This is a genomic window from Pedobacter agri PB92 (assembly GCF_000258495.1).
Taxonomy (GTDB): domain Bacteria; phylum Bacteroidota; class Bacteroidia; order Sphingobacteriales; family Sphingobacteriaceae; genus Pedobacter; species Pedobacter agri.
Genome location: NZ_AJLG01000152.1, coordinates 1 through 12,126, shown reverse-complemented (window position 1 = coordinate 12,126; position 12,126 = coordinate 1). Strand labels below are relative to the sequence as shown.

8 protein-coding genes and 1 pseudogene are annotated in these 12,126 nt (G+C 38.5%); 2 read left to right on the top strand and 7 right to left on the bottom strand.

All coding sequences use genetic code 11. The features are described 5' to 3' along the window. Positions 1-43: 43 nt before the first annotated feature. A pseudogene (locus ON09_RS26875) lies at positions 44-1,703 on the top strand (PIG-L family deacetylase). A 65-nt stretch (positions 1,704-1,768) separates the two neighbouring features. On the opposite strand, the gene ON09_RS18330 reads toward ON09_RS26875, so the two are convergent. The 4 genes from ON09_RS18330 to ON09_RS18315 form a co-directional block, all read right to left on the bottom strand. After that, positions 1,769-2,785 carry a LacI family DNA-binding transcriptional regulator gene (locus ON09_RS18330; protein WP_010602524.1) on the bottom strand — a complete coding sequence of 339 codons (1,017 nt, stop codon included), beginning with the start codon at positions 2,783-2,785 and terminating at the stop codon, positions 1,769-1,771. Positions 2,786-2,842: 57 nt separating this feature from the next. Further along, positions 2,843-3,799 carry an acyltransferase family protein gene (locus tag ON09_RS18325; RefSeq protein ID WP_039842835.1) on the bottom strand — a complete coding sequence of 319 codons (957 nt, stop codon included), beginning with the start codon at positions 3,797-3,799 and terminating at the stop codon, positions 2,843-2,845. Between the two features lie 20 nt (positions 3,800-3,819). Continuing rightward, positions 3,820-3,999 (bottom strand): hypothetical protein, encoded by a 180-nt coding sequence (locus ON09_RS26215; RefSeq protein ID WP_039842832.1) that lies wholly within the window; start codon positions 3,997-3,999, stop codon positions 3,820-3,822. 80 nt (positions 4,000-4,079) lie between these two features. Then, positions 4,080-5,624 (bottom strand): glycoside hydrolase family 10 protein, encoded by a 1,545-nt coding sequence (locus ON09_RS18315; RefSeq protein WP_010602523.1) that lies wholly within the window; start codon positions 5,622-5,624, stop codon positions 4,080-4,082. A 204-nt stretch (positions 5,625-5,828) separates the two neighbouring features. Here ON09_RS18315 and ON09_RS18310 point away from each other — a divergent pair, with 204 nt between their 5' ends. Further along, a complete protein-coding gene (locus ON09_RS18310; protein ID WP_010602522.1) occupies positions 5,829-6,731 on the top strand; it encodes a hypothetical protein in 903 nt (300 codons plus the stop codon). 18 nt (positions 6,732-6,749) lie between these two features. Here ON09_RS18310 and ON09_RS18305 read toward each other — a convergent pair whose 3' ends face one another. The 3 genes from ON09_RS18305 to folE form a co-directional block, all read right to left on the bottom strand. Next, positions 6,750-10,478 (bottom strand): sensor histidine kinase, encoded by a 3,729-nt coding sequence (locus ON09_RS18305; RefSeq protein ID WP_010602521.1) that lies wholly within the window; start codon positions 10,476-10,478, stop codon positions 6,750-6,752. Positions 10,479-10,569: 91 nt separating this feature from the next. After that, entirely contained in the window at positions 10,570-11,451 is an 882-nt protein-coding gene (gene fabD / locus ON09_RS18300) for an ACP S-malonyltransferase (protein ID WP_010602520.1), read from the bottom strand. Between the two features lie 85 nt (positions 11,452-11,536). Beyond that, on the bottom strand, positions 11,537-12,126 hold a 590-nt coding region (gene folE, locus ON09_RS18295), incomplete at its 5' end, for a GTP cyclohydrolase I FolE (RefSeq protein ID WP_010602519.1).

The window sequence follows — 12,126 nt, the reverse complement described above, 5'->3', positions numbered from 1 at the left end:
TTTCAAAAATGTGATTACTTTTAATTTGGATGAATATTATCCAATGCAGCCAACAGCAGCGCAAAGTTATGTTACGTTTATGAACGAAAACCTTTTCGATCACATTGATATCGATAAGAACAACGTTCACATTCCGGATGGAACGCTTCCTCTAGAGGATATTCCGGCTTTCTGTTTAGATTATGAGAAAAAAATAGGAGATCTTGGCGGCCTGGATATTCAAATTTTAGGTATTGGTCGTACGGGTCACATCGGCTTCAATGAGCCGGGCTCTGCACCAAATTCAGGAACACGTTTGGTTACGCTTGATGATTTAACCCGCCGTGATGCGGCCCGTGACTTCGGTGGAAAAGCTTTTGTACCAACCAAAGCCATCACGATGGGTATCGGTACCATCTTCAAAGCAAGGGAAATCATTTTGATGGCCTGGAGCCGTAAAAAAGCTTCTATCATTAAAAAAGCTGTGGAAGGTGAAATCTCTGGCGATGTTCCGGCAACGTATTTGCAACTTTCGGATCATGTTGAGTTTATTTTAGACACCCCAGCCGCTGCAGAACTGACCCGTTTTGATACGCCCTGGCTGGTTAAAGATTGTATTTGGACCGATGGCTTAATTCGCAAGGCAGTAATCTGGCTGGCCAACACGCTCAAAAAACCGATACTAAAATTAACGGAAGACGATTATAACAATAATGGTATGGCGCAACTGGCTACCGAAAAAGGTCCAGTTTATAACATCAATATTCATATCTTCAATAAATTACAACACACCATTACCGGCTGGCCGGGAGGAAAACCAAATGCTGATGATTCTCAGCGCCCTGAAAGAGCTGAACCTGCTAAAAAAAAGGGTAATTATTTTCTCCCCACACCCGGATGATGATGTGATTTCGATGGGTGGTACATTCATCCGTCTGGTTGATCAAAAACATGATGTTCACGTAGCTTATCAAACCTCAGGTAACACTGCAGTTTGGGATGATGATGCATTACGCTTCGTAGAGTTCAATGTAGATTTCACGGAAAAGATGGGTCTAGACAATACGCATTTGAAAGATCTTTATAACCGAATGCGTGAATTTATCGACCACAAAAAACCTAATCAGGTAGATACGCCAGAGATTCAAACTGTAAAAGGTCTAATCAGAAAAGGAGAGGCAATTGCGGGGGCCCGCTATTGCGGCCTGGAAGATGATCATATTCACTTTCAAGCATTGCCATTTTACGAAAGCGGAAAAAACCAGAAAAATCCGGTTACTGATGCCGATATTGAACTGACCATGGAGCTTTTACAACAAGTAAAACCTGAACAGGTTTTTGCAGCTGGTGATTTTGAAGACCCACATGGAACGCATATTGTTTGCTTTAACATCATACTGGCTGCTTTAACGCGTTTGCGTAAAACCGAAGCATGGGCGCAGGATTGCTGGTTGTGGATGTACCGTGGCGCATGGCATGAATTTGAAACTCATGAAATCGAGATGGCTGTTCCAATTTCTCCTCAGGAATTAGAGCGCAAGAGAAATGCAATTTTCAAGCACCAGAGCCAGAAAGACAGGGCGGTATTTCCTGGCGATGATTCGAGAGAATTTTGGCAACGTGCTGAAGACCGTAACCGTGAAACAGCAAAAGCTTATGACGATTTAGGGTTAGCAGAATATGAAGCAATGGAAGCTTTCGTTCGGTGGAAATTCCAGGATTAAATCTTAACAATACAATCCCCGTCTTACAAAAGAGCGGGGATTTTTTTTTACACAAATTTAGCGCTCTAGATCTTTCTCGTTGACTGCCTTCCGATAACAGTTGGATTCAAAACAATGTGTTCAACGTTCTGGTAAAAGTTTTCCTGTTTAATCATATTTAAAAACATTTTTGCGCACTCCTTTCCCATTTGCGCCGGGTGTTGATCTATTGTAGACAAATTCGGTGTAATGTATTCTGAGAAAACTTCGTTAGCAAAACCAATCACACCAACTTCTGGCGGTGTTTTACCAGCTTCTTTCAGTTTGTTAACTACACCTAACGCTGTAAAATCATCACCTGCAACGATTGCGTCTGGCTGATTATTCATCTGAAGCAATTTTTCAGCCCCCAGTTCACCATCTACAACAGATAATCCCCCATAGATGATATGTTCTTCCAAAACTGGCAACTGAAGATCAGCTAATGCCGCCTTGTATCCCCGCAACCGATTGTTGAAGATTTTAATTTGATGAACAGTCGTAATAAAGGCAATCCTCTTATAGCCCATCTCTATTAAATGTTGTGTGGCTGCATAGCCTGCCTCAAAATCATTTAATGTGATTGTCGGAACATTCAATGCATCATGAACACGATCGAAAAGTATGAGTGGTTTGTTTTGATTAATAATTTCCTCAAAGTGAGCAACATTAACGGTTTCCAACGACATTGAAGCAATAATTCCATCTACTTGTGCTTCGAGCAATGTTCTAACACCATTAATTTCATTATCAACTGATTCGTTTGACTGATAAATAATTATGCGATACCCATATTCTTTTAAACCATCTTCGATACAATGAATAATGGAAGCAAAGAATTGAGCCTGTACACTTGGTACGATTACACCAACGGTATGTGTTTTCCCTGATTTTAATGCCGAAGCAAGTTTGTTTGGACTGTAGTTAAGCCTTTTCGCTGTTTCAGTTACCGCTTTTTTAGTTGCTTCGCTTATTGCAGGAAAACCGCTTAAAGCCCTTGATACCGTTGATACCGTAATATTAAGTGCTTGAGCAATATCGTATATGGTTGTCTTTTTATTCAATTATTAAAGTATTTAAGTACCCGTTTACCATATGAAACCGGCCAAGTAATGTAGGAATTATACTTTAATGATGATGTTCTTTTTATACATAATGTACAACAGCACATAAAAACCAAGCACATAAGTAATGGCCCAAACTAACGAAGCATTGACAGGTGAAAAATATGGCGTGTAAAATGTGGTATAAAACTTTTCTAATAATGCGGTTTTGGTACCATCCGTGTTATTGATTTTTATCAGATTTAAAACGCGGGGCATTAACCCGGCAAGAAAAAAAACAGTTATCGCATTTACCCCATAAACAACAAATGGAGTCGTGATTTTTTTGTAGCCCTGTACATCTATCAGCCAAAAACAAAGTGCCAGTCCTACGGAAGCCAATCCTCCTGCGTATAGCACGTAAGAACTCGTCCAAAGTGATTTGTTTATAGGAAACTGAAGATCCCAAAGCAAGCCCAAAATAATCGCGGCAATTCCCGCCGTAAATAGCCAGGCTACTTTTGTTGCATCTATATCTTTTCTCCTCATCCACACCCCTACCAATATCCCAAATAAACAGGTTCCAATTGCCGGAAGCGTACTTAAAACACCTTCAGGATCCCATGTTTTCGCAGATGCCCAGGTATGAGATTCTGTTAGGATCGCTCTATCTATCCATGCAGCCAGGTTGGTTTCCTTTTCCATATTGGCATAACCGATTCCAGGAACCGGAACGAAAGTCATTAATGCCCAATAAATTGCTAGAATTGATATAAATATTCTGAAAATTGCTTTGTTTGAAAACTTGAGAAAGATAATACTACTGATGATAAATACAATACCAATACGCTGCAAAACACCTAATAAGCGAACGGTTTGAAAAGCTTCGATTAAACTTTTGTCATCGAAAATGACCCCCATAAGCTTTCCAAAAATAGCAAGAAAAAATCCCAGTAAATACAAAATAATTCCACGCTTTAATGCTTTAACAATGGTTTTACTGTGCATTGCCGGATCTGACTTGCTTGTGCTCATTGAAAAAGCAATTGACACGCCTACAATCCAAAGAAAAATGGAAAAATTAGATCAGTTGGCGTGCAACCATTCCATTCGGCGTGTTCCAGTGGCGCATAAATATGCCCCCAACTCCCCGGGTTGTTGACCAAAATCATTGCAGCGACTGTTAATCCTCTAAAAAAATCAAGAGAGAGTAATCGTTGTTTAGGTTCGGTCATGATTGCTAGTTTGGTTGATCAAACTAAATTAAAGCTTTGTGCTTATAAAGCGAAATTAATCACGATAATTCTAAGCTGACCTATTCTTTAGCCAACGGAATTTCTACACCAACAGGACCGCTAGGTTCGCTTTCGTTTTTCAACCGATCAAGGGACGTAACCAGATAGCTATATCTTTTTCCTGCTTCAACGGTAGTATCTATAAATGACAAATAATCTTCGAAGCTGATTTTTAAGATATTTTTCGGATCAAGTGTAGATATTTTCTCACCTTCTGCAAAACGGTAAATTACAAACCCTGAAGCCGTTTCGCCATCCTTCGCTTTTAATGGGTTTTGCCATTTCAAATGCACTCCGTCTTTTAATGCATCTACAGTTAAGGCCTGCGGCTCATTCGGTGGAACTTCATCTAACCAAGGCATTTGCGGAGGCAAGGCCTGATATTTATACAAATCATTTCTAAGCGAATCCGCAACCGATCTGGCTACAGTACTTAGTGATTTTGAACTAAAATAAACACTGCCCTGAATGCGGTTACTTTCCCGGAGATAGCGTACTTGCCTTGGCACTTCAGATAAATTTTTCCAGGCGGCTTCTGCTCTTGAATTTACCAGGTAAGCACCCTGACCAATGTAAACATGCCTGCCATAACTATTATTGCTCCACCAATCTACCAGGGTTCCAAAAGGCGCAACTCTTCTGGTAAATGTAAAATATATCTGTGGGTTAATGTAATCTACCCAACCTTCTTTAACCCATTTACGGCTATCGGCAAAAAGTTCTGCGTAATTCGATAAACCACTTGTGGCAGATCCCTCCGGGTCTTCATATTTGTTCCGCCAGATACCAAATGGACTCACGCCAAACTTCACCCATTTTTTATAATGGTGAATACTGTCATCCAGCTGTTTGATCAGCATATCTACATTGTTTCTGCGCCAATCTCTGATATCAGTAAAATTATTCGAGAACTTGTTAAAGGTAGCAGCATCATTAATGGTTTGTCCTTCAATTTTATACGGATAGAAATAATCATCGAAATGAATTCCATCCACATCATACCCCTTCACAACATCTAAAATTACCTGCACAATATATTCTCGTACATCAGGAATACCCGGATCAAACTGTTTTTTCCCGCCGTAGGTAAAAAACCAATCCGGATGTTTCCGGAAAGCATGATCTTCATGTAAAACGCTACTGCTGCTCATACTTGCACGGTATGGATTAAACCAGGCATGTAATTCCATCCCCCTGAAATGTGCTTCCTTAATAGCAAAAGCCAATGGATCATATCCCGCAGCTGGCGCCAATCCTTGCCTGCCCATTAACCATTGGCTCCAGGGTTCTCTTGATTTGGCATAAAAAGCATCACCGGCTGGCCGAACCTGTAAAATAATGGCATTCATTCCCTGGGCTTTGTGCCTTTCCATAATTCCAATCAGTTCCTGTTTCTGTTGGTCAACAGTCAAACCCGGCCGGGATGGCCAATCAATATTGGTCACTGTAGCCACCCAAACGCCTCTAAACTCTCTTTTTGGTGCAATTTTTGTTAAAGGTTGTGCATTTAATATATATGGTATTACAATAAAGGATAAAAGTGCGTATAGGAAATTTTTAAGCATTATTATGTCTTGTTTTTTATTCAGGATGCGTATTTGTGTTAATTTTAATACAAATCAACATTAGCAATTAAACGATTTTTTTTAAAAACTCTTATAAGTTTATTAAAAATTATAATTTGCGCCCTGCTAAAATTAATTGTATACTCCATTTACCTATGGAACCACAAAAGTATATTAATTTAAGAAGATACAGCATTATTTAAAATGGAACCACAGAAGACTAATAAAGGCGATAGGAACAAAATTTACTTTCTGGTTATTGTAATAGCCGCCCTTATTGGAACAAATGCCTATTTGTTTTTTAAAGATCGACAGCAAAGCGAGAGATTTGTTACGGTAAGTACCGAGAAAGATAAATTACGCTTAGAAGTAGAAAAGATTGAGGTAGAATTGGATAAAGTTGAAGCTTTAAATCTGGATCTAAATGAAAAACTTGTTGAAGAGCAGAAACTGGCGAGAGAAAAAATTGCTGAATTGAAGCTTGCTTTAGAAAAAGGCGAGATTACACAAGGCGAACTCGATAAAGCAAACAGCCAGATCAATGAATTAAAAACTTTTGTAAAAAATTATAATGACCAGATTATCCAGTTACAAAAGGATAATATTTTTCTAAAGAACAGCCGTGACAGTTTAGAAAACACGTTAAGAAACCTGAACAGCAAAACTTCAAATCTGGAAAGTGAAAACTCAACCTTAAATGCAAAAGTAAAAACAGCATCAGCCTTGAAGCTTCAAACTGCAGAAATTGTAGCATTCAGAACGAAATCTAGCGGTAAAAAAATAGAAGTCACAAAATCATCAAGCGCAGAAAAACTAAGTGTTCGGTTTAATATTATTCCGAATGAACTTGCAGAAAAGGGTCATCATAATATTTACCTGAGGGTATTTGATCCGGCCGGAAATTTATTAGCAGATGAAGGTAACCGTTTTGAAGCCGATGGCCAGGAAATGCAATACAGCCATTCTATTTATATCAATTACAATAATGATGACAGCACCTATGTTATCGACTGGAAAAACCCTAAAGCTTTTATTAAAGGTATTTACACGGTGATCCTGTATGCAGATGGAAACACGATGGGCAAAGCCCAGGTTGATCTTCGATAATTTCTATCAAAAATTGATTTAAGCTAAAGGAAACGTTAAATAAAAAGTTGTTCCAAGATCAATTACGGAAGTAAACGTAATCGTTCCACCGGCATTTTCAACAGCTTGCTTAACAAAGGCTAAGCCTAATCCCGTTCCGGAAGATTTAGTAGTAAAGTTTGGCACAAAAATCTTATCATGTAACATTGCTGGGATACCTTTCCCATTATCTTTTATTTCGATGTAAGCATTCGCCTCATCATTATAAATTACCGCAGTAATGCAGCAATGCGATTCATCATCAATAGCTTCAATGGCATTTTTAAACAAGTTATTAAATGTTCTCAGCAATTGGTCATGATCTGCCAGAATGCGAACATACCTGTCAGATTTGTTTAAGACATTGATTTCGACATTGTCGCTGTTTTTATAAACCTGACGAGCCTGTTCAATTACCGGCATTACATCTAGTTTTTCCAGGTTTGTATCCGGCATCCGGGCAAAATTTGAAAACTCAGAGGCAATTTTCGAAAGACTTTCAATTTGTTCAATAAAAGATTTGCTGAATTTGTTGAATTTGTTTTCAAAATTCGGATCGTTCTCTTTCCATGATTTTTCCAAAAGCTGAACACCAAGTTTTAACGGCGTTAAAGGATTTTTAATTTCATGTGCCACTTGTTTTGCCATTTCACGCCAGGCACTTTCACGCTCGGAACGGGCAAGTTTTACGGCACTGGCCTCAAGGGCAGCAATCATGCTGTTATATTCTTTTATTAATGAGCCAATTTCATCATGTCTGCGCCAAACAATGGGCTCGTTTCTTTGTCCGATTCGGGTTCTGCTAATGCTCTCCTGAATAAAAGTAAGCGGACTGGTAATTTGATTGGCCAGAAACACCGCTAAAACTCCTACAGCGACGAAAACAAGGGCATAAATATTAATAAGATTACTTACGAAAAGGGCAATTTTGTCTGAATATTCTTCTTCATTTGAGTAATTGGGTAATCCAATATAGGCAATGGTTTTATTTTGGGCATTTCGGATGGGAGCATAAGCCGCAGCATAAGTTAAACTTCCTATTTTTTCAAAAGGGTTGATATATTCAGATCGCTTTAACTTATCTAAATAAGCGTAAGCCAATGGCCCCATCTTTCTCCCGATTACTTTCGAACTGTACAATTTTGGATAAGTTGTCATTAACAAGTTGCCCTGCGTATCGTACAAGTTTAAATCGGCATTGTTGATATCGGCAAAATTATTAAAATCGGCTACAGCATCTTCATCATTGGTAATCCCGTTACTAAACACCTGCTTCTCATAGTTCTGCTGAACCTTCCTGATTTTATCTTTTATGGAAGCAGTTTGCTGCCCACGGTATTCCCGATCCATGTAGTAATAGGTTACCCAACCTACAATTAATAAAGTAGCCACAACCGATAGCACAATTGAGAGTTGAATTCGGGTTTTGTACAAAATCTTGTTTGCGTTAATCATCAGTGACCGGTTTATACTAAACCAGCCGACACGTTCATCATCTAGATTTTTGATTAACCAAATTAATCCATAAAGTACCAGGGAGAAAATGATGAATACTAAAAAGAAGAAAGATAATGCAGCAAGTCGTTCCACATAATCAACTTTTTGTTTACTGATTACCACCATTTTGCTATTTGTTGGCTTGTAAACTAAGTGACTGTAATCCTGAACCGCATCGCTACTGGTCACGAAATCATCTTTTTTCCCTTTGAAAATATGTCCGTCGAGCGGATAGGTATAATTCCCTGATTGATTTAATAATTTGTTGTTGCTGTAGAGTGCAATTGAATAACCCCTGAAATCCTCATCTCGGATGAGCTTTTGGTCGCCAAGCAGATCGGGTAAACGGTTGTTGTAGTTATAGGGTTTTGATCTGAGTTCAATAACCAGTGAACCCAGTAAATTGCCCTTGTTTACTACAGAAATAATCCCAAAATAATCCTGGTAGCCAAATGTATTATTTACCTGGTAAAAGTAATTCGCACCATCAATTTTAACCGATCCAGATTCAACTAATCCTTTGTATTTTTTGAAAGGTTGCCCATTAGGGTTGCTGATATCTAATCCCGATTTATCATAGGGATAGATTTGATAATCGTATCGGCTCAAGTAACCATCCAAATAGTTTTTAATGTGGTTTTTGAGTACTGCATAATTCGATTTACCATTCTGATTAAAATATCGGATTAAAAATTCATCCTTTAACAACTGTCCTTCCAGACTTCCTAAAGCTACAATTGCATTTGGATCTTCTGACGATTGTACTTTACGGGCTAGAGGCTCTCTTAAGCTACGCTCTGTAATGTCTTTGTATTTGATATATTTAATCGATGTATTAAAGGCCAGGCAAAAGAAAACGATGGCAAACAATCCAACAGAAAACTTTGCTTTTTCATCGTAAATACTTCTGCAAACAATGAAGAGGATGAGTGCAAAAACAATAAAAAAGGCAGTAAAATCAGTGGCAAGCCTGTAAATAAAAATGGCAGCGAAACCAACCAAAAAAATTACTAACCGCTCTTTGTTGGTTACATTTAATTGTTTACTCACCGTAGCCGAAATTACGGTAATTAGATAAATCTGAAACCATACCAGGCAAAGAATTACGATACTTACCCAACTTGTACCGCTTAACTTTAAAATATTAATAATCTCGAAATTGATTTTGGAATTATAAATCAACCCGAAAAAAACCTCATCACTGAAATAAGCTATTGTACCTATAAGGCCTAAAAACAGACCATGGATGATAATACCCAACACTTTACTTTTCCTGATCCAGTTACCAAATTTATATTGCTCCTTATGGTTGTACATAAATAGCAGTAACCATGTTAAGGTAAATACATTCAGTAGAAAATCGCCCAGTGACGGCATCAGGAAACTTTCAGAATAGATCCTGGGGTCAAAAAGATCGAGCGGAAAACGGTGGTTAAACCAGCCGAAGTATAAATCAGAAAGCCTAAACGACAGGAAGAAAACCAGCAGCAATAGTGTTCCCCAAACAATATGTCCCTTCCTTGCAATTAACGAACTTAATGAGTTAAAGAACATGCAAATGCTCAGCATCCCGGCTATAAAGAGCCATAGCTGAATGACAGAGTAATAATCATCAACATAACCCGGCTTTACCTTTAAACCAAAAAGAAACTTATTTTCAATGCTTTTGATGCTATAAACATCTTTATCTATGAACGATGCTAAAGTCAAGAGCTGTGAACTTGACAGCAGCGGATCGAGATCATTTTTGAAGTATTTGGTTTCCTTAAACGGGTATTGTGATTGGATAGAAATCAGAAAGATCAAGCTGAAATCTCCCTGTGTACTTTTGATTACCTCATACCAGCCATTGGAGAAAAATAAAACAGAGCTTCCTTCTTTAATGGTACGGGGATCAATATCGGTTACGCGATAGGTACTCCAGAATTTTAACTGATTGTTTTGGAAGGTGAGTAAGTTAATTCCCTTTACCTTCCGGTAGACGTCTAAAAATTCAATAGCCTCCTTCGGGTTAACATGGAGCTCCTTCGCTTTTTTAACTTCATTTTTATTGCCTAAAAAGGCAGCAACATCTCTTTCCTTAACGAGTAAGTTTTGTTGAACTTCTTTTGCATCACGTTCCAGTAACTCATTTTTGGTGGTAAATCTGCTCAAAGAAATTGAAGTGACAATGAGGCAACAACCTAAAACAAGCAGCAGAAATCTAATTTTTACACCAAAGCTCAGTTTCATCTATTTCGATAAAGATATTAAATATTGATAAAAAACAACGCCATAAACGGTTTGTTTATGGCGTCGAAAAATATTGTTATGTGTGCGAAAGTTAAGCCACAACAGCACTACTGGTTTGTACCTCGCGACTTACTTTTTTCACCAAACCTTGCAATACGTTGCCTGGCCCCACTTCAACAAATTCTGTTGCACCATCTGCAAGCATATTTGATACGGTTTGAGTCCAACGTACAGCGCCTGTTAATTGTTTGATTAGGTTTTCTTTAATTTGAGCAGGATCTGTATATGGTTTTGCATCAACATTCTGATAAACCGGGCAAATTGGAGCCGAAATATTTGTTGCTTCTATTGCAGCCTGTAATTCAATTTTTGCGGGCTCCATCAAAGGAGAATGAAATGCACCACCCACGTTTAGTTTCAAAGCCCGTTTAGCACCAGCTTCTGTTAGTTTAGCGCAAGCCAAATCAATACCTTCAATGCTTCCGGAAATAACCAGTTGCCCTGGGCAATTGTAATTTGCAGGAACAACAACAGCATCAACTTCGGCACAAATTTTCTCAACTACATCATCAGCTAAGCCTAAAATCGCAGCCATGGTAGATGGTTGTGCTTCACAGGCTTTTTGCATGGCATTTGCACGGGCAATTACCAACCTCAAGCCATCTTCAAAACTCAAAGCATTCGCTGCCACCAGAGAAGAAAATTCGCCTAATGAGTGACCAGCTACCATATCAGGCTTAAAATCATCACCTAAAACCTTCGCTAAAATTACTGAATGTAAAAAGATAGCCGGTTGTGTAACATTGGTTTGTTTTAGTTCTTCATCTGTTCCACCGAACATAATATCGCTAATGCGAAATCCAATAATTTCATTTGCCTTTTCAAATAATTCTGCAGCTTTTGGGTTCTCGTAAAGATCTTTACCCATGCCTACAAATTGCGCTCCCTGTCCAGGAAAAATATATGCTTTCATTTAATGTCTTTTATTTACAGGTTTTCTAAAAAGCGTTTTAAAGCGGCTAATCTTGATACCTGATACTTATTACTTGGTTCTAACTTTAATCTAAACTGGCTGTAATTAATCTCAGAAACTCAGCCCTTGTTTTATCGTTACTTAAAAAAGTTCCGGTAAAGGCCGATGTTGTAGTTACTGAATTCTGCTTCTGTACGCCACGCATGGCCATACACAAGTGTCTGCATTCCATCACCACTGCTACACCCATTGGGTTTAAAGTATTTTGAATACAATCTCTGATTTCGTTGGTTAAACGTTCCTGCACCTGTAAACGACGGGCAAAGGCATCTACCACACGAGGGATTTTACTTAAGCCCACGATATGGCCGTTTGGAATGTAAGCAATGTGCGCTTTACCAAAGAAAGGTAGCATATGATGTTCACACATGGAATAGACCTCAATATCTTTAACCACCACCATTTGACTGTAATCTTCCTCAAACATTGCCGATTTCAGAATTTCATCCGGTTTCAAATCATAACCATGCGTTAAATACTGCAAGGCTTTTGCCACACGTTCAGGGGTTTTAATTAAACCTTCACGTTCAGGATCTTCGCCCAGCTGACCAAGAATATCTTTGTAATGCGTAGCAACAGCTTCAATTTTTTCATCGTTATAACGATCTAGTGTGT

Bases quoted from the DNA above. Each gene is read 5' to 3' on its own strand.
- ON09_RS18315 (WP_010602523.1), bottom strand. From the start codon at position 5,624: ATGCTTAAAAATTTCCTATACGCACTTTTATCCTTTATTGTAATACCA.
- ON09_RS18325 (WP_039842835.1), bottom strand. From the start codon at position 3,799: ATGAGCACAAGCAAGTCAGATCCGGCAATGCACAGTAAAACCATTGTT.
- ON09_RS26215 (WP_039842832.1), bottom strand. From the start codon at position 3,999: ATGACCGAACCTAAACAACGATTACTCTCTCTTGATTTTTTTAGAGGA.
- ON09_RS18305 (WP_010602521.1), bottom strand. From the start codon at position 10,478: ATGAAACTGAGCTTTGGTGTAAAAATTAGATTTCTGCTGCTTGTTTTA.
- ON09_RS18310 (WP_010602522.1), top strand. From the start codon at position 5,829: ATGGAACCACAGAAGACTAATAAAGGCGATAGGAACAAAATTTACTTT.
- fabD (WP_010602520.1), bottom strand. From the start codon at position 11,451: ATGAAAGCATATATTTTTCCTGGACAGGGAGCGCAATTTGTAGGCATG.